Origin of the sequence: Variovorax sp. efr-133-TYG-130 (assembly GCF_030208835.1) — a bacterium.
In the GTDB taxonomy this organism is placed as follows: Bacteria; Pseudomonadota; Gammaproteobacteria; order Burkholderiales; family Burkholderiaceae_C; genus Variovorax.
Map to the genome: position 1 here is coordinate 217,692 of NZ_JARVTD010000002.1, position 17,926 is coordinate 235,617.

A 17,926-nucleotide genomic window follows, 5' to 3' on the forward strand; every position below is an offset into this window, starting at 1 on the left:
GACCCGGAACCTAAGAAGAGACATCCCATGCCCGTGAACCTGTCTGCTCCCGATCCCGCCGCGCTGTTCGCGGTGCCTGGTGTCCGCATCGGCGTGGCCGAAGCGGGCGTGCGCAAGGCCAATCGCAAGGACCTGACCGTCGTGCTGATCGACGAAGGCTCCGCCGTCGGCGGCGTGTTCACCCAGAACCGTTTCTGCGCCGCGCCGGTGCAGGTCTGCCGCGAGCACCTGGCCGCGAACCACGGCATCCGCGCGATGGTGATCAACACCGGCAACGCGAACGCCGGCACGGGCGAAGACGGGCTGATGCGCACGCGCTCCACCTGCATCGCGCTGGCGCGCAAGCTGGAAATCTCGCCCGAGCAGATCCTGCCGTTCTCCACCGGCGTGATCATGGAGCCGCTGCCGGTCGATCGCATCGAAGCCGGCCTGCCGGCCGCGCTGGCCGATGCTTCCGCGGACCACTGGGCGCGCGCGGCCGAGGGCATCATGACCACCGACACCATCCCGAAGGCCTTCAGCCAGCGGGCCCAGGTCGGCGGTGCGACGGTCACCATCACCGGCATCAGCAAGGGCGCCGGCATGATCCGCCCGAACATGGCGACCATGCTCGGCTTCATGGCGACCGACGCGAAGATCGATCCCTCGCTGATCCAGCCGCTGGCCAAGCTGCTGGCCGATGCCTCGTTCAACCGCGTGACCATCGACGGCGACACCTCGACGAACGACTCGTTCGTGGTCATCGCGACGCAGAAGGCGGCCAACGCCGCCATCACCTCGCTCGACTCGGCCGACGGCAAGGCGCTGGTGGCCGCCATGCAGGACGTGGCGCGCCAGCTGGCGCAGGCCATCGTGCGCGACGGCGAAGGCGCGACCAAGTTCATCACCGTGCAGGTCGATGGCGGCCGCAATGCCGCGGAGTGCAGGCAGGTGGCCTACGCCGTGGCGCATTCGCCGCTGGTCAAGACGGCCTTCTACGCCAGCGACCCGAACCTGGGTCGCATCCTGGCGGCTGTGGGCTACGCGGGCATCGACGACCTCGACCAGACGGGCATCGACCTGTTCCTCGACGACGTGCACGTGGCGGTCAAGGGCGGGCGCAATCCGTCGTACCGCGAGGAAGACGGCCAGCGCGTGATGAAGCAGAGCGAGATCACGGTGCGCATCGGCCTGGGCCGCGGCGACGCCAGCGAAACCGTGTGGACCTGCGACTTCAGCCACGAATACGTGACCATCAACGCCGACTACCGGTCATGAACGAGCAGTTCCAGAGGCTGATCGAGCGCGCCGAGCAGCTGATCAACCGCATCGAATCGATCCTGCCGCAACCGCTGGCGGAGCCGGCCGACTGGAACGCATCTATCGCCTGGCGCTACCGCCGCCGCAGCTCGGGCCACGGCGTGCTCGAGCCGGTGAAGCACGTGGCCGCGATGTCGCTCGACTCGCTCAAGGAAATCGACGTCCAGAAGGAGAAGATCGCGCGCAACACGCAGCAGTTCGTCGAAGGCAAGCCCGCCAACAACGTGCTGCTGACGGGCGCGCGCGGCACCGGCAAGTCGTCGCTCATCCGTGCCTGCCTGCAGGCCTATGCGCCGCAGGGGTTGCGCCTGATCGAGGTCGACAAGGCCGAGCTGACCGACCTGCCGGACATCGTCGAGGTGGTCTCGCAGCGGCCCGAGAAATTCATCGTGTTCAGCGACGACCTGAGCTTCGACGAGGGCGAGCCGGGCTACAAGGCGCTGAAGTCGATCCTCGACGGCTCGATCGCGGCGTCGACGCCCAATGTGCTGATCTACGCGACCAGCAACCGGCGCCACCTGCTGCCCGAGTACATGAAGGACAACCTCTCGTACACCCACACGGAAGACGGCGAAGTCCATCCGGGCGAGGCGATCGAGGAAAAGATCTCGCTGTCGGAGCGCTTCGGCCTCTGGGTGAGCTTCTATCCCTTCAGCCAGAACGAGTACCTGACGATCGTGGGCCAGTGGCTCTCGTCGTTCGGCGTGGACGAGGCCGCCATTGCCGCGGCGCGGCCCGAGGCGCTGGTCTGGGCGCTGGAGCGCGGTTCGCGCAGCGGACGCGTGGCCTACCAGTTCGCGCGGGACTACGCGGGTCGGAGCAACGCGTGAGCGAGCCGCGCAAGCACACGGAGGTCGCCGTCGGCGTGCTGATCCGCCTGTCGGACGACGCACTGCTGCTCTCGACCCGGCCCGAAGGCAAGGCCTACGCGGGCTACTGGGAATTTCCCGGCGGCAAGATCGAGGCGGGCGAAACGGTCGAGCAGGCGCTGCGGCGCGAGCTGCAGGAAGAGCTCGGCATCACCATCGGCGGCGCCGAGGTCTGGAAGATCACCGAGCACGACTATCCGCATGCGCTGGTGCGCCTGCACTGGTGCAAGGTGACGGCCTGGACCGGTGAATTCGAGATGCGCGAAGGCCAGCAGATGGCCTGGCAGCAGTTGCCGCTGGACGTGACGCCGGTGTTGCCGGGCGCGCTGCCCGTGCTGCAGTGGCTGTCCGAGGAGCGTGGGCTGCCGTTCGCGCCGCAGCCGGCCGCCGCGCCGGCCGACTGATTGATGCACCCCAAGTACCGTCCGGATATCGACGGGCTGCGCGCGATCGCGGTGGCCTCCGTGGTCGTGTACCACGCCTTCCCCAAGGCGCTGATGGGCGGCTTCATCGGGGTCGACATTTTCTTCGTGATCTCGGGCTTCCTGATCACGACCATCATTCTCCAGAGCCTGGCGGCGGGTGATTTCAGCTACCGCGACTTCTACGAGCGGCGCATCCGGCGGATCTTCCCGGCGCTGATCGTGGTGCTGCTGGCAACGCTGTGCGCCGGCTGGTACCTGCTGCTGTCCGACGAGTTTGCCGAGCTCGGCAAGCAGACGGTGGGCGGCTCGGCGTTCGTGGCCAACCTGGTGTTCTGGAGCGAATCGGGCTACTTCGACACGGCCGCCGAGACCAAGCCGCTGCTGCACCTGTGGTCGCTGGGCATCGAGGAGCAGTTCTACATTTTCTGGCCGCTGCTGCTGGGGCTGGCATGGCGCAGGCGCTGGCCGATCGTGCGCGTGGTGCTGGCGGTGGCGGCGGTGTCGCTGCTGGTCAACGTGACCACGGTCCATCCGCTGCCGGCGGCGTCGTTCTACTCGCCGGCTTCCCGTTTCTGGGAGCTCATGGTGGGCGGCATCCTGGCCTGCATGCGGCTGAAGCCGCCTGCGCCGAATGCCTGGCGCAGCCATGCGCAGTCGGTGCTGGGCGTGGGGCTGATCGTTCTCGGGCTGGTCATGATCCGCAGCAACAAGTCGTTCCCGGGCTGGTGGGCGCTGTTGCCCACGCTGGGCGCGGTGAGCTGCATCGCAGCCGGGCCTAACGGCGTGCTGAACAAGTACCTGCTGTCGAACCGGGTGATGGTGTGGATCGGCCTCATCAGCTATCCGCTGTACCTGTGGCACTGGCCGCTGCTGGCGTTCGTGCGCATCGTGGAGGCCGATCCGCTGCATCCGTCGCCGGTATATCGCGCCGGTGCGATGGTGGCGAGCGTGCTGCTGGCCTGGGGCACCTACCGTTTCATCGAACGCTTCGCCAGGAATCGCCCCGGCCCCGGCACCATCAAGGTGCTGGGTGCGGGCATGGTGCTGGTGGCAGCGGCAGGCGTCGCGATCTTCCTGGGCGTGCCCGGGCCCCGCAATGACAGCGAAAGGCTGCAGATCGTCGCCAATGCCACGCTGGACGCCGACTACTACGCGGGCTTCAAGCTCGACCAGATCGGCGAGCAGCTGGTCTACAAGACCGGCAACGGGCCGAAGCGCGTGCTGTTCGTGGGCGACAGCCACGTGCAGCAGTACGCGCCGCGGGTGATGGAGCTGTCGCGCACGCTGGCGATGCCGGACAAGTCGGCCTGGTTCGTCACCCAGGGGGCGTGCCCGGCGGTGCCCGGCGTTCAGGCCGACAAGAACATCGGCTGCGCCGAGCGGCGCGACGCCATGCTGGCCTATGCGATGGTCCCCGAGGTCGACTCGGTGGTCATCGGCGGCTGCTGGAACTGCTACTTCGTCGGCCACGGCGCGCTGGAATACTATTTCCGCGATGCCGACAACAAGGTCCATCCGTTCCAGGGCGGCGACGGCATCGAACGCTCCCTCGCGTCGCTGGAAGCCACGCTGCGAGAGCTGGCGCGGCACAAGAAGGTGTACCTGCTGCTCGACAACCCGGGCGGCGAGGAATTCACGCCCAAGCGCCTGATCGAAGGCAGCCGCCTGACGCGCATGGAAGCGATGAGCTCGACGCCGACGGCCCCGTTGCCGGCCGACCAGAAGCAGCTCAACGACCGGCTGCGTGCGATTGCCGAAGCAAGCGGCGCGGAGCCCATCGACGCGATGGCCGTGCTTTGCAAGAACGACCAGTGCCTGCGCACGATGCCCGACGGATCGCCCGCCTACAAGGACGCCGATCACCTTCGGCCGCGCTACACCCGTGAAGAGGCGAGCTATTTCGACCGCACCGTCCGCACCGCGCCGGCCGCGGCCGCAGCGCAGCCGCGTTGAGCGAGGCGCCGCGCACGATGCATCCCAAGTACCGCCCGGACATTGACGGCCTGCGTGCCATCGCGGTCGGCTCGGTGCTGGTCTATCACGCGTTCCCGAGTCTGCTGCCGGGCGGCTTCATAGGGGTCGACATCTTCTTCGTGATCTCGGGTTTCCTGATCACGACCATCCTTCTGCAGAGCCTGGCGGCGGGCGACTTCAGCTACCGCGACTTCTATGCGCGGCGCATCCGGCGCATCTTTCCAGCGCTGGTGCTCGTGCTGCTCGCCACGCTGGCGTTCGGCTGGTATGTGCTGCTGCCGGGCGAGTTCTCGCAGCTGGGCAAGCAGACCACCGGCGGCGCGGCCTTCTTTGCCAACCTTGTGTTCCTCGGCGAGGCGGGCTACTTCGACGCGTCGGCGGAGACCAAGCCGCTGCTGCACCTGTGGTCGCTGGGCATCGAGGAGCAGTTCTACATCTTCTGGCCCCTGCTGCTGGGGCTGGCCTGGCGAAAGCGCTGGCCGATCCTGAAGGTGACCCTGGCCGTGGCCGTGGTTTCGTTCCTGGTCAATGTGCTCACGGTGCAGCCGCACCGCGCGGCCGCCTTCTACTCTCCGCTCTCGCGGGCCTGGGAGCTGATGGCCGGCGGCCTGCTGGCGGCCATGCGGCTGCGGCCGGCCGTGGCTTCGGACAGTTCACGCACCGCGATGCTGCGGCATGCGCAGTCCGTCGTCGGCATCGGGCTGATCGCCTGGGGACTCTTCGCGGTTCACAGCACGAGGGCGTTTCCGGGCTGGTGGGCCCTGGTGCCGGTGCTCGGTGCGGTCAGCTGCATTGCGGCGGGCCCGGGCGGCGTGCTGAACCGCTACCTGCTGTCGAACAGGCTCATGGTGTGGATCGGCCTGATCAGCTACCCGCTGTACCTGTGGCACTGGCCGCTGCTCTCTTATGCGCGCATCGTCGCGGGCGGGGAGCCGTCGCTGCAGGTGCGCATCGCGATGGTGGCAGCCGCGATCGTGCTGGCCTGGGCCACGTATCGTTTCGTCGAGCGCTTCGTCAAGCTGCATCTCTCGCAAGCCATGCTGCGCGGATTGGCGGGCGGCGGCGCGGCGCTGGCGCTGGCCGGCGTGCTGGTCTTCACAGGCACGCCGCTTCCTCGCCACGACAGCCCGGCCCTGCAGGCCGTGGCCGACGCGGTGCAGGAAGACAACTATTACGAGGGCCTGCAGGAGACAGCGCTGGGCGGGCAGTTCGTCTACAAGGCCGGCAGCGGCAGGCACAACGTATTGCTGATCGGCGACAGCCACATCGAGCAGTACGCACCCCGCGCGCTGGAGTTGGCCCGCACGCAGCCCGACCTGGCGCGCACGGCGTACTTCGCGACCCAGGGGGCTTGCCCTCCGGTGCCCGGCATGTTCAGCAGCGCCGACATGGCCTGCGACCAGCGTCGCAAGGCGGTGCTGGATCTGGCGCTGAAGCCCGAGGTCGATTCCGTGGTGATCGGCGCGTGCTGGAGCTGCTATTTCACCGGCACCGGCCCGATGGCGAACTACTTTGTGGACGACAGGCAGGCCGTGCACCCGTTCCTCAACGGAGACGGCGTTGAGCTGGCGCTCAAATCGCTGGGCGAGGTCCTGAAGCGGCTGTCGGCACTCAAGCCGGTGTATCTGGTGCTCGGGAATCCGGTCGGGATGGATTTCGATCCGCTCAGGCAGATCGAGGGCAGCCGGCTCGGTGACCTGAGGGCCTCCAGCGGACTCAAGGCGCCGATGCCGCACGACCAGGCACTGTTCAATGCGCGGCTGAAGCAGGTCGCGCAAGCCAGCGGTGCGCGGGTCATCGAGCCGTTTGCCAGCCTGTGCGCGGGCGAAGCGTGCATCCGCAGCATGCCGGACGATGGTTCGCCGGCCTACAAGGACATCGGCCATCTTCGGCCGAGGTATGCGCGCAGCTTTGCGACGTACATCGACCCGGCGCTGCTGGACGAGGGCGGCGCCGCAAAGTAGCCTTTTGCCGGGGTTACTGGATCTTCGGGTCGCCGAAGGGTTCTTCGTCCGGCGGCGCCTCGGCCGGCATCCGGAATTCCTCGCTGGCCCAGGCACCCAGGTCGATGCCCTTGCAGCGTGCGCTGCAGAAGGGCCGGTAGGCGTTGCTGGGGGCGTAGATGCTGTCGCCGCCGCAGGTGGGACAGCGGACGATCCGCTCGCCTTTGTCGTTCACCGCGGTCATGCGCAGAGGGTCAGCTCGAAAGGCGCGTCGTCCGAGCTTTGATGCAGGCGGTCGTCCTTGTCGTGGCGCATGAGGCGCACCGACACCATGAGGCGATTGCCGCTGATTTCAGGAATGAGGCCCAGCTTGGGGTCGATGCGCAGGCGCAGCAGCTGGAAGCTGCGGCCCTGGGGCAGGTTCTGCTGGAACTGGCCGTTGGTGGCGATCACCTTGTAGGGCACGTCGGCGTCGCGCAGCAGCTTGAGCAGCAGGTAGATCGACGAGGCCAGCGGCGAGAGCGTGTTCGACCAGCGTTCGAGGTCGGCGCGGCGGCTGGCCGGCGGGCGGTGCTGCCAGGCGTAGTAGGCGGGCAGGTCGAATTCGCAGGTGCCGCCCGGAATGCCGGCGCGGCTGCGGATGCTCATGAGCCACTCGTTTTCCGTCAACGCCTGCCCGGCCTTGCCGGCCACGCCGTTGAGGGTGCTGAAGTTGCGCTCGAGCTGGCCGATGACCTGGTCGAGCACCGTCTCGGCAATGGCCGGGTTGCCGCGGTAGCTGTTGAAGACGGTCTTGTGCTTGTCGAGGTCGCGCAGGACATCGGCCTTGAGGTCGGCCCGCGCGGCGACGTCCATGATCTCGAAGATCGTGATCAGGGCGTAGTGGTGGGACAGCGGCGATTCAGCGGGTACCAGCTCGCCCAGGCGGCGAAACAGGTGCTCCAGCCGCAGGTAGGTGCGGATGCGCTCGTTGAAGGGGTACTCGTAAAGGATCACGCGTATCGTTTTTTCACGTCAGGTTCGAGCTCATTGCGACTTGGCTGCCGGCGGCGGAAACACTTGTCGCACAGCCTCCAGCATACGCTGACCGAAAAGAATGTATCCGCGGGTCGAGACATGGGTTTCGTTGGCGGGGAAAAGGTCCATGACCTTGAAGCGGTTCTGCTCCGCGAGCGCGAACAGGTCCGGCCCGATATTTTGCGGGTTGAACGCGGCCCTGAACTCGTCGGCATGGTTTTGTTGCAAATACACCGTGCTCTTGTTCGGGACCACCATCCAGACGACCTTGTAGGGCGCGGCGGTGGTCTCGAAGCTCTTCATGAACCGGGCCGACTTGACCGACAGCGCCGGGTTGACGCGGTCTTCGGCGGTCATGAGCAGCTTGTCGCAGGCGTGGTGGCTGAACTGCTTGCAGCCGTCGGGCACGACGCGCGCGTCGATCAGCGGGCCCCAGCGCTCGGGCGTGTTGGTCCAGCTGTCGGAGGCCAGGATCGCCTTGGTGTTGTGGTACGTGTACCAGCCGCTGAGCAGTTCGGCGTCCCAGTTGAGCTGGAAGCCGGGCGCGGGCTTGGCCGGGTTTTCGAAGGGAGGCGGCGTCGGCTTGAAGGCATGCTTCATGGTTGCGCAGGACTCGGACTTCTGGATGCGGTCCTCGAGCAGCCGCTCGATGCTCTCGATGATCACGACCTTGCCCTTGAAGCCGGACTTTTCGAGCCAGCTCGAGAAGTCGCCGCACACCACGCCGCCGAGGTTGTCCCAGTGCGTGGTGGTCATCTTGTAGCCGGCGCCCACCAGCGCAGATTGCCAGGCGTAGCGCACCGAGAAGCTGTCGCCGATCACCAGGATGTCGGCCTCGTTGATCGGCCAGGTCTTGACGTCGGCGTCCGGAATGGGCGGCGGTGGCTCGTGCCAGCCGAATTCGCGCTCGGAGATGCGCCCGATGCGGGTCAGGTCGCCATAGGGAATGGGCGTGAAGAGGCTGGTCAGCAGCAGCGCGCAGCACACCAGGTAGCCCGCGGCGAAGATGCGAAGCCAAACCTTGGCCGATTTCGTGTCTTCCATGTCAGAACTGGAAATAGAGGAACGGGCTGTAGCTGCCGAACTTCGACAGGCACAAGCCAAAGAGATAGACGCAGCCCAGGCCCGTGACCCAGGTCGCCAGCAGCTGCAGGCGCGGGCGGCCGGCCAGGCCGGCGACGCTCGGGATCCAGCGGTCGAGCGCGATCGTGGGCGGCAGCGCCAGGCAGATCACCAGGCCGGCCAGGATGGTCTGGAAGAACTCCGGCTTGCGGAACGGTACCTTGAACTCGCTGAATGCCGAGACGGGGGCGCCGTGCATGCCCAGCATGCCCTTGTAGATCTCGATGGCGGCCGACATGCTGTCGGCGCGGAACACGACCCAGGCGATCATGACGCAGACGAAGGTGATGAACCATCCGGCCACGCGGCCGTACCACGTGGTCCTGGTGTTGCCGCGGCGCACCTTGGCATTCCAGAAATGGTTGACCATGAGGTAGGCACCGTGCAGCGCGCCCCAGATCACGAAAGTCCACGCCGCGCCGTGCCACAGGCCGCCCAGCAGCATCGTCAGGAACAGGTTGATGTAGCGGCGCGCCGGCCCCTTGCGGTTGCCGCCCAGCGGCACGTAGAGGTAGTCGCGCAGGAAGGTCGACAGCGAGATGTGCCAGCGGCGCCAGAACTCGATCATGTTGGTCGACTTGTACGGCGAGCGGAAGTTGAGCGGCAGCTGCACGCCCACGCACAGCGACAGGCCCACTGCCATGTCCGAATAGCCGGAGAAGTCGAAGTAGATCTGCAGCGTATAGGCCAGCACGCCGAACCAGGCCGTGTACAGCGAAGGCGCCACGCCCTCGTGCACGCCCTTGAACATCATGTCCGCGTACTGCCCCAGCGGGTCGGCGATCAGCATCTTCTTGGACAGGCCGAAGACGAAGATGCCCAGCCCGAGCGCCAGGTTGCGGGCGTTGATCCTGTAGGTGGCCGGGTTGTTGAACTGCGGCATCATCTGCGCGTGATGCAGCACGGGGCCCGCGATCAGGTGCGGGAAATAGGTCACGAACAGGACGTAGTGGATGAAGCTGCGCTCGTGCACCTTGCCTTGCCAGCAGTCGACCAGGAACGCGATCTGCGTGAAGGTATAGAACGAGATGCCGATCGGCAGCACGATGTGCACCAGGTCGATCTGCGAGAAGCCCGCGGCGGCCAGGCCGGCGTCGATGTTCTCCAGGAAGAAGTTGGCGTACTTGAAGATGGCCAGCACACCCAGGTTGACCACCAGCGCGATGATCAGCAGGGCCTTGCGGTGCTTGTCTTCCCGCCCCGGAGATGGCGTCAGCCGCAGTCCGAACCAGTAGTTGATGCAGATCGATCCCAGCAGCAGCGGCAGCGCCTTGACGCTCCACCAGCCGTAGAAGAAAAGCGAGGCCAGTGCCAGGAAACCCGCCGCCGACCGGGGACTGCGCGCGCCGATCAGGAAGAAGCCGATCAGGACCAGCGGGAAAAATACAAAGATGAAAGGGTACGAATTGAAAAGCATCGTGAGGGGCGCTTAGGCGTGCGCCGTTTGACGTGATCGTCGTGTAGCCGTCGCGGCGTCAATCGTTAATTATCGCGTGCCCGTCCGAACCCACCGTTCCCAGAGACCCCGCACCTGCGCACCGAGTTCCTCCAGGGTCAGGTCGTCGTTGTAGATGACGGCGTCCGCGGCGGCCCGGCGTGCCTTGCGCGGGGCTTGCTGGGCGATCACGGCCCTGGTCGCCTCGGGTGTCCAGCCCGAGCGGGCAATCACCCGCTCCAGCTGTGTTTGTTCGCGGGCGTCGACCACCAGCACCCGGTCTACCATGGCGCGCCAGCGGCCGGACTCGACCAGCAGCGGAACGTCGAAGACGACGACGGCATCCGGGCCGGCCGCCGCGGCCTGGCGCCGGGTTTCCGCGCCGATCAGCGGGTGCAGGATGGATTCGAGCCGGGTCTTGGCGCCCGCGTCCGCAAACACGATCTCGCGCATGGCGGCCCGGTCCATGCCGCCGTCGGGTGCGATCACGCCGGGGCCGAATGCGGCCTCCAGCGCCGGCATGGCGATGCCGCCCGGCTGCGCGATCGAGCGCGCGATGGCGTCGGTGTCGACCAGGACCGCGCCCTGCGCGACCAGCAGCGCGGCGACCGTGCTCTTGCCGCTGCCGATGCCGCCTGTCAGCCCGATGCGCCGCACCATGAGCTTGCCGGTCAATGCACCAGCGCGCCCAACGGGAACGCGAACGGAATCCACTGCTTCACGAGCTCGGGGCCCGCCACCAGGCAGACCAGGCCCGCGCCGGCCAGGAACGGACCGAAGGCGATGGGGATGTCCTTGTGCGCCAGCTTGCCTGCGAAGCGCAGTGTCAGGCCGATCACGGCGCCCACCAGCGACGAGACGAGGATGATCGCGATGAGGTAGTCGGCACCCAGCCAAGCACCCAGCGCGGCGAGCAGTTTGAAGTCGCCATAGCCCATGCCTTCCTTGCCCGTGATCAGGCGAAAGCCATGGTACACAAGCCAAAGGCTCAGGTAGCCGAACACCGCCCCCCAGACGGCGGCGTTGAGCGAGACGCCGGTCCAGCCCATGGCAGCGCCGACGAGGCCGAGCCACAGCAACGGATAGTTGATCGAATCGGGCAGGAACTGGGTGTCGAAGTCGATCAGGAACTGGCAGACCAGCAGTGCCCCGAACGCAGCCCACAGGACGCCGGCGGGGGTGATGCCGAAGCGATGGGCGCACAGGGCAAAGAGCCCGGCGGTCACCAGCTCGACCAGCGGGTAGCGCGGGCTGATCCTCGTCTTGCAGGAGGCGCAGCGGCCGCGCAGCAGCACATAGCTCAGCACGGGGATGTTCTGGTACCAGCGGATTTCATGGCCGCAGTTCCCGCAGCGCGATGCCGGGCGCATGAGGTTGAAGGGGGGCAGCGCCTCGATGGCCGTCGCCGCCTTGTCGGCTGCCGCCTCGAGCCCCGCCGGAGGCACAGCCTTTGGGCCGAAGGCCAGCGACCAGAGCGAGGGCATGTCCCTGGACGACATCAGGTTGGCCACGGCCTCGGACAGCCATTCCCGGTACATCATCACCGGAACGCGGTAGATGACGACGTTGAGAAAGCTGCCGATCAATAGCCCCAGGACACCGGCCAGAACGGTGTCGATCTCCCGCGAAACGAGCATCAGACGACCTGGCCGAGCTTGAAGATGGGCAGGTACATCGAGACCACGATGCCGCCGATGATGGTGCCCAGGAACACGATGATGATGGGCTCCATCAGGCTCGAGAGGCCCGCGACCATGTCGTCCACTTCGGATTCATAGAAGTCGGCCGCCTTGCCCAGCATGTGGTCGATGGAGCCGGATTCCTCGCCGATCGCGGTCATCTGGATGACCATCGAGGGGAACAGGTTGGCGTTGGTCATGGCCGCCGTGAGGCTGGTGCCGGTCGAGACTTCCTGCTGGATCTTGGCCGTGGCGTCCCCGTAGACGGTATTGCCCGAGGCTCCGCCCACGGAGTCCAGCGCTTCGACCAGCGGCACGCCGGCGGCGAACATCGTTGCCAGCGTGCGTGTCCAGCGCGCCACGCAGGATTTTTCGATCAGCGCGCCGAAGATCGGCACCCTCAGCAGCGCCCGGTCCATGACTCTCTGCACGCGTTCGTTGCGCTTCCAGGCCTGCAGAAAGAAATAGATGCCTCCGCCGAGCCCCCCGAAGATCAGCCACCAGTATGAAACGAAAAACTCGCTCATCGCCATCACGAACAGCGTGGGTGCCGGCAAGTCGGCGCCGAACGAGGTGAACACCTGCTTGAACGCCGGAATCACGAAGATCATGATGATGGCCACCACCACGAAAGCCACCACGACCACCGAAGTCGGGTACATCAATGCCGACTTGATCTTGGACTTGATCGCCTCGGTCTTCTCCATGTACGTGGCCAGCCGGTCCAGCAGGTCTTCCAGGATACCGGCGGCCTCGCCGGCCTCCACCAGGTTGCAGTAGAGGTTGTCGAAGTACTTCGGAAACTTGCGGAATGCCGCCGAAAGGGACGTACCCGTTTCCACGTCGCTGCGGATGTCGTTCAGCAGCTTGGCCACGCTGGCGTTCGCGTTGCCGCGCCCGACGATGTCGAAGGACTGCATCAGCGGCACGCCTGCTTTCATCATCGTGGCCAGCTGGCGCGTGAAGATGGCGATGTCCTTGGGCTTGATCTTCTTGCCCGAGCGCATCCGGCGCTTCTTGATCTTCGAAGCCAGCACGCCCTGGCGGCGCAGCGCGGCCTGCACCTGGTTCTCGCCGGCGGCCCGGAGTTCGCCACGCACCAGCTTGCCGTTGCGGTCCTTGCCTTCCCACTCGAAGACAAATTCCTTGTGTGTGGGCTGGGAGCGGGAGGATGCCACTGTTGCCATTCGATCTCCGGATTTCAGTGTGTGCGTTATTCGTTGGTGCAGGCCACGACTTCTTCGAGCGAAGTCAGGCCCTGCATGACCTTGCGCAGGCCGGACTGGCGCAGCGAGCGCACGCCTTCCCTCTCGGACTGCTGTGCGATGTCGAGTGCGCTGCCGTCGCGCAGGATGATTTCCTGGATCGCTTCCGAGATCGGCATCACCTGGTAGATGCCGACGCGGCCCTTGTAGCCGCCGCTGCATGCCGAGCAGCCGACCGGGCGGTAAGGCTTCCAGCTGCCGTCCAGTTGTTCTTCCTGGAATCCCGCGTCGAGGAGGGCTTCGCGCGGTACGTCCGCGGGCGCGCGGCAGACGGTGCACAGCCGCCGCGCAAGGCGCTGCGCGGTGATCAGGATCACGCTCGATGCGATGTTGAACGGCGCGATGCCCATGTTGCGCATGCGCGTGAGCGTGGTCGGCGCGTCGTTGGTGTGCAGCGTCGAGAGCACCAGGTGGCCCGTCTGCGCCGCCTTGATCGAGATGTCGGCGGTTTCGAGGTCGCGGATTTCGCCGACCATGATGATGTCCGGATCCTGCCGCAGGAACGCGCGCAGCGCGGCGGCGAAAGTCAGCCCCGCGCGCTCGTTGACGTTGACCTGGTTGACGCCCGGCAGGTTGATTTCCGACGGGTCTTCCGCCGTTGCGATGTTCACGCCCGGCTGGTTCAGCAGGTTCAGGCAGGTGTAGAGCGACACCGTCTTGCCCGAACCCGTCGGGCCGGTCACGAGTACCATGCCATAGGGGCGGCCGATGGCATGCAGAAGCCGCGCCTTCTCGTCGGCGTCGTAGCCCAGCGCATCGATGCCCAGGCGCGCACTGCTGGGGTCGAGGATACGAACCACGATCTTCTCGCCGAACAGCGTGGGCAGCGTGCTCACGCGAAAGTCGATCACGCGGTCGGGGCCGATCTTGAGCTTCATGCGGCCGTCCTGCGGCACGCGCTTCTCGGAGATGTCGAGCCGCGAAATCACCTTGATGCGGGAGGCGAGCTTGTCCTTTATGACGGTCGGGGGGCTGGCGACCTCGCGCAGTTCGCCGTCGACGCGAAAACGCACACGGTAGTTGTGCTCGTAGGGCTCGAAATGGATGTCCGATGCCCGCATGCTGACGGCGTCGAGCAGCATCTTGTGGAGGAACCGCACCACCGGCGCGTCTTCGACTTCGGCGATCGCCTGGTCATTGGCGTCGCCCGAGGTGTCGGGCGTGACCTCGTCGAATTCGAACTCGCTGCCGACGATGCTGTTGATGGTCTCCGCCGCGCTCACGGCGGCGGCTTCGATCATGCGCGACAGCTTGTCGTATTCCGCGATGACCCAGTCGACGCCCATCTGCGACGCGAACTTGATCTTCTCCGCCGCCTGCTGGTCCGACGGGTCGGCCGTGGCAACGATCAGCCGGTTGTTGCGCTTGCTGAGAACGACGATGCGGTAGGCGTGGCAGAGCTTCGGGTCGAGCAGGTCCTTGGGCAGGCGCTGGTGGTCGATGGCGTCGAGGTCGAGCAGCGGGGCGCCGAATGCGCTGGAAAGGGTATGGGCAAGGTCCGCGGCCGACACGGCGCCAGTGCCGGTCAGTTCCGCGATGAAGCTGGTGCGGCCGCTCAGCGACTTCTGATAAATGTCTTCCGCCGTCTTGGCGGCCAGCTTGCCGGCCGAAATCAGCGCGCGCGCGAGCCCAGGAAGCGCTATCTGCGCGGATTCTTTGACTGGAAGTTCGGCAGCGGCCATTCAGCGAATGCAAAAGATGTGAAAAAGTGCTTCACGATCATCGCTGAACACTCCTGTGCTGTAAATCGCTACACAGCAACAGGCATGGCCATTTATTTATGCCAGCCAAAGGCTGGTCGGGGTGAGAGGATTCGAACCTCCGGCCTCTACGTCCCGAACGTAGCGCTCTACCAGGCTAAGCTACACCCCGATGGTTGCAAGAAAAAGAGAAGTCGTCCTAGATGCCAACTCAGGTGAGGTGTTCAGGCACGTCGCTCAAGCAACTGAGCTGCCAATTGTAGCAAACCTGAAGCGTGCAAATTGGACGGAAAGCCATTCAATGCATGAATTGCGCGTTGAGCTTCTGCGGCAGCGGCTTCGCGGGAAGCATCCAGTGCCCCGGTTTCGCGAACGATCTCGACCACCTTGCCCAGCTGGGCGGTGTCTCCGGCCTCGATGGCGGCGCGCACGAGCTGGCTCTGCGCAGGCGTTCCGCGCTGCATCGCAAAGATGAGCGGCAGCGTGGTCTTGCCTTCGCGCAGGTCGTCGCCGACGTTCTTTCCTGTCTCGTTGGCGTCGCCTGCATAGTCCAGCACGTCGTCGATCACCTGGAATGCGGTGCCCAGCGCTTGCCCATAAGTGGCGCAGGCTTCCTCGACCTCGGGCGTGGCGCCGGCCAGGACGGCCGCGAGCCGGGTGCTGGCTTCGAAAAGCTTGGCGGTCTTGGAGCGGATCACGCGCAGGTAGGCTGCTTCGTCCAGCGACGCGTCGTGCATGTTCATCAACTGCAGCACTTCGCCTTCGGCGATCACGTTGGTTGCCTCGGCCAGGATCTGCATCACCCGCATGTTGTCGGCGTCCAACATCATCTGGAAGGCGCGCGAGTAGAGGAAGTCGCCGACCAGCACGCTGGCCGGATTGCCGAACGATTCGTTGGCCGTTGCGCGGCCACGGCGCAGCGTCGATTCGTCGACCACGTCGTCGTGCAGCAGCGTCGCGGTATGGATGAACTCCACCACTGCCGCCAGATTGAAGCGCTGCTCGCCGGTGTAGCCCAGCGCGCCCGACATCAGCAGCAGAAGCGCTGGCCTCAGGCGCTTGCCGCCCGCGGAGATGATGTACTTGGAGACTTGGCTGACCAGCGGCACGCCCGTGTCGAGGCGGCGGGCGATGACACGATCGACTTCGACCATGTCGCCGGCAATCAGGTCCAGCACGGTGGCGGTGGGGGAGGTGTCGGCGGCGGGAACTGGCAAAGCGGGGGCGCGGAGCGCTGCTGAAAGTAAGGGCGGCCCAGGGGCCGGGACGCGCAAATTATAGGGAGCCGTTACCTTCCGCAGGGAGCGTGCCCGGGCCGGGGTGGTTGGCGGACACGAACCGCGCTATAATCTTGGGCTCTGCGGAATTCGCCGCGGGGACTCAATTTCTAAGAGGTTTACATGTACGCGGTCATAAAAACCGGCGGCAAGCAGTATCGCGTTGCTTCCGGCGAAAAAATTAAAGTAGAACAGATTGCTGCGGACGTAGGCCAGGAAATCGTGATCGACCAGGTTCTGGCTGTCGGAAACGGCGCTGAAATCAAGGTTGGCACGCCCCTGGTGTCCGGCGCAACGGTGACAGTCACGGTACTGTCGCACGGCAAGCACGACAAGGTTCGCATCTTCAAGATGCGCCGTCGCAAGCATTATCAGAAACGTCAAGGCCATCGCCAGCAGTTCACCGAACTGCAAATCGGCGCGATCGCCGGCTAAGGAGAAGATTCCATGGCACAGAAAAAAGGCGGCGGCTCAACGCGAAACGGGCGCGATTCCAAGCCCAAGATGCTCGGCGTGAAGGCCTTCGGCGGCGAACTGATCAGCGCAGGCTCGATCATCGTGCGCCAGCGCGGCACCCAGTTCCACCCCGGCGTGAACGTCGGCGTGGGCAAGGACCACACGCTCTTCGCCCTGGTCGACGGCCACGTGTCGTTCGGTCAAAAGGGTGCACTGAACAAGCACACGGTCAACGTGACGCCCGCGGCGTAAGCCTCGAGTCACTTCGATCAGCCCGAGGCCCCGCATTGCCGGGGCTTCTTCATTTGTAAACTGGACATCCCATGAAGTTCGTCGACGAAGCCTTCATCGACATCGCCGCGGGCGATGGCGGCAACGGCTGCGTGTCGTTCCGTCATGAGAAATACAAAGAGTTCGGCGGCCCCAACGGCGGCGACGGAGGCCGGGGCGGCCACGTCTTCGCGGTGGCCGACTCGAATCTGAATACTCTTGTCGATTTCCGCTATTCCCGCCGCCACGAGGCCAAGCGCGGAGAGCACGGCATGGGCTCCGACATGTTCGGCGCCGCTGGCGACGACATCACGCTCAGGATGCCGGTCGGCACGATCATCTCCGACGCCGAAACCGGCGAGGTGCTGTTCGAACTCCTGAACGAAGGTGAGGTCATCACCATCGCCAAGGGCGGCGACGGTGGCTTCGGCAACATGCGCTTCAAGAGCGCCATCAACCGCGCCCCGCGCCAGAAGACGCCCGGCTGGCCCGGCGAGAAGCGCAGCCTCAAGCTCGAACTCAAGGTCCTGGCCGACGTGGGCCTGCTCGGCATGCCGAATGCCGGCAAGTCGACGCTGATCAGCGCCATCTCCAATGCCCGTCCGCGCATCGCGGACTACCCCTTCACCACGCTGCACCCGAACCTCGGCGTCGTGCGCGTCGGCCCGGAGCAGAGCTTCGTGGTGGCCGACCTGCCCGGACTGATCGAGGGTGCTTCCGAAGGCGCCGGCCTTGGCCATCTTTTCCTGCGCCATCTGCAGCGCACCCGCCTGCTGCTGCACGTGATCGACATGGCGCCGTTCGACGACAGCATCGACCCGGTGGCGCAAGCCAAGGCCATCGTCGGCGAACTGAAGAAATACGACGCGGCGCTCTACGAGAAGCCGCGCTGGCTGGTGCTCAACAAGCTCGACATGGTGCCCGCCGACGAGCGTGCCGCGCGCGTCAAGGACTTCGTCAAGCGGCTGCGCTTCAAGGGGCCGGTGTTCGAGATCTCGGCGCTCACGCGCGAAGGCTGCGAGCACCTGGTGCAGGCGATCTACCAGCAGGTCAAGGCGCAGCAGGCGGCCGAGCATGCGCCGGTCGAAGTCGATCCGCGCTTCATTCCGCTGCCGCCCGAAGGCGCCTGACCAGCGGCGCAGCATCGAAAGATGCCGCAAATCAGATAGCAATCAACGCAGCATTCACGACCGCT

17 protein-coding genes and 1 tRNA gene are annotated in these 17,926 nt (G+C 65.7%); 8 read left to right on the forward strand and 10 right to left on the reverse strand.

Features of this window, described 5'->3' with window-relative positions; translation table 11 throughout:
- Window positions 1-27 precede the first annotated feature (27 nt).
- Genes argJ through QRN67_RS01965 form a run of 5 tightly spaced genes read left to right on the forward strand, consistent with a single transcriptional unit; the run spans window position 28 to window position 6,531 of the window.
- Window positions 28-1,257, forward strand: a complete 1,230-nt coding sequence (gene argJ, locus QRN67_RS01945) for a bifunctional glutamate N-acetyltransferase/amino-acid acetyltransferase ArgJ (protein ID WP_081267919.1) — start codon at window positions 28-30, stop codon at window positions 1,255-1,257.
- Window positions 1,254-2,129 (forward strand): ATP-binding protein, encoded by an 876-nt coding sequence (locus QRN67_RS01950; protein WP_285410113.1) that lies wholly within the window; start codon window positions 1,254-1,256, stop codon window positions 2,127-2,129. Before argJ ends, QRN67_RS01950 begins: the two co-directional genes overlap by 4 nt.
- The gene (locus tag QRN67_RS01955) at window positions 2,126-2,572 is read left to right on the forward strand and encodes an NUDIX domain-containing protein (RefSeq protein WP_081267921.1); all 447 of its coding nucleotides are present in this window, start codon (window positions 2,126-2,128) and stop codon (window positions 2,570-2,572) included. Before QRN67_RS01950 ends, QRN67_RS01955 begins: the two co-directional genes overlap by 4 nt.
- A gap of 3 nt (window positions 2,573-2,575) precedes the next feature.
- Window positions 2,576-4,546 (forward strand): acyltransferase family protein, encoded by a 1,971-nt coding sequence (locus tag QRN67_RS01960; protein ID WP_285410116.1) that lies wholly within the window; start codon window positions 2,576-2,578, stop codon window positions 4,544-4,546.
- A gap of 17 nt (window positions 4,547-4,563) precedes the next feature.
- Window positions 4,564-6,531 carry an acyltransferase family protein gene (locus QRN67_RS01965; protein ID WP_285410118.1) on the forward strand — a complete coding sequence of 656 codons (1,968 nt, stop codon included), beginning with the start codon at window positions 4,564-4,566 and terminating at the stop codon, window positions 6,529-6,531.
- 13 nt (window positions 6,532-6,544) lie between these two features.
- On the opposite strand, the gene QRN67_RS01970 is transcribed toward QRN67_RS01965, so the two are convergent.
- The 10 genes from QRN67_RS01970 to QRN67_RS02015 form a co-directional block, all read right to left on the reverse strand.
- The gene (locus tag QRN67_RS01970) at window positions 6,545-6,754 is read right to left on the reverse strand and encodes a DNA gyrase inhibitor YacG (RefSeq protein WP_081267922.1); all 210 of its coding nucleotides are present in this window, start codon (window positions 6,752-6,754) and stop codon (window positions 6,545-6,547) included.
- Window positions 6,751-7,506 carry a cell division protein ZapD gene (zapD, locus tag QRN67_RS01975; protein ID WP_285410120.1) on the reverse strand — a complete coding sequence of 252 codons (756 nt, stop codon included), beginning with the start codon at window positions 7,504-7,506 and terminating at the stop codon, window positions 6,751-6,753. The genes QRN67_RS01970 and zapD overlap by 4 nt, the downstream gene beginning before the upstream one ends.
- A 30-nt stretch (window positions 7,507-7,536) precedes the next feature.
- Entirely contained in the window at window positions 7,537-8,571 is a 1,035-nt protein-coding gene (locus QRN67_RS01980; protein WP_081267924.1) for an alginate O-acetyltransferase AlgX-related protein, read from the reverse strand.
- A 1-nt stretch (window position 8,572) separates the two neighbouring features.
- Complete coding sequence (locus QRN67_RS01985) at window positions 8,573-10,066, reverse strand: MBOAT family O-acyltransferase (RefSeq protein WP_285410121.1); 1,494 nt, start codon at window positions 10,064-10,066, stop codon at window positions 8,573-8,575.
- 69 nt (window positions 10,067-10,135) lie between these two features.
- Window positions 10,136-10,744 (reverse strand): dephospho-CoA kinase, encoded by a 609-nt coding sequence (coaE, locus tag QRN67_RS01990; protein ID WP_285410158.1) that lies wholly within the window; start codon window positions 10,742-10,744, stop codon window positions 10,136-10,138.
- Between the two features lie 11 nt (window positions 10,745-10,755).
- Complete coding sequence (locus tag QRN67_RS01995) at window positions 10,756-11,721, reverse strand: prepilin peptidase (protein ID WP_285410122.1); 966 nt, start codon at window positions 11,719-11,721, stop codon at window positions 10,756-10,758.
- Window positions 11,721-12,950 carry a type II secretion system F family protein gene (locus QRN67_RS02000; protein WP_081267927.1) on the reverse strand — a complete coding sequence of 410 codons (1,230 nt, stop codon included), beginning with the start codon at window positions 12,948-12,950 and terminating at the stop codon, window positions 11,721-11,723. The genes QRN67_RS01995 and QRN67_RS02000 overlap by 1 nt, the downstream gene beginning before the upstream one ends.
- 26 nt (window positions 12,951-12,976) lie before the next feature.
- The gene (gene pilB, locus QRN67_RS02005; RefSeq protein ID WP_081267928.1) at window positions 12,977-14,710 is read right to left on the reverse strand and encodes a type IV-A pilus assembly ATPase PilB; all 1,734 of its coding nucleotides are present in this window, start codon (window positions 14,708-14,710) and stop codon (window positions 12,977-12,979) included.
- A 113-nt stretch (window positions 14,711-14,823) separates the two neighbouring features.
- A tRNA-Pro gene (locus tag QRN67_RS02010) sits at window positions 14,824-14,900 on the reverse strand.
- Window positions 14,901-14,952: 52 nt separating this feature from the next.
- Window positions 14,953-15,945 carry a polyprenyl synthetase family protein gene (locus QRN67_RS02015; RefSeq protein ID WP_106937024.1) on the reverse strand — a complete coding sequence of 331 codons (993 nt, stop codon included), beginning with the start codon at window positions 15,943-15,945 and terminating at the stop codon, window positions 14,953-14,955.
- A 183-nt stretch (window positions 15,946-16,128) separates the two neighbouring features.
- Here QRN67_RS02015 and rplU point away from each other — a divergent pair, with 183 nt between their 5' ends.
- The 3 genes from rplU to cgtA all read left to right on the forward strand — a co-directional run bounded on the left by rplU (window position 16,129) and on the right by cgtA (window position 17,861).
- Complete coding sequence (gene rplU / locus QRN67_RS02020; protein WP_057592097.1) at window positions 16,129-16,440, forward strand: 50S ribosomal protein L21; 312 nt, start codon at window positions 16,129-16,131, stop codon at window positions 16,438-16,440.
- Between the two features lie 12 nt (window positions 16,441-16,452).
- Window positions 16,453-16,713 carry a 50S ribosomal protein L27 gene (rpmA, locus tag QRN67_RS02025; RefSeq protein ID WP_081267930.1) on the forward strand — a complete coding sequence of 87 codons (261 nt, stop codon included), beginning with the start codon at window positions 16,453-16,455 and terminating at the stop codon, window positions 16,711-16,713.
- Window positions 16,714-16,784: 71 nt separating this feature from the next.
- Window positions 16,785-17,861, forward strand: a complete 1,077-nt coding sequence (cgtA, locus tag QRN67_RS02030; RefSeq protein WP_081267931.1) for an Obg family GTPase CgtA — start codon at window positions 16,785-16,787, stop codon at window positions 17,859-17,861.
- The last annotated feature ends 65 nt before the right edge of the window (window positions 17,862-17,926 follow it).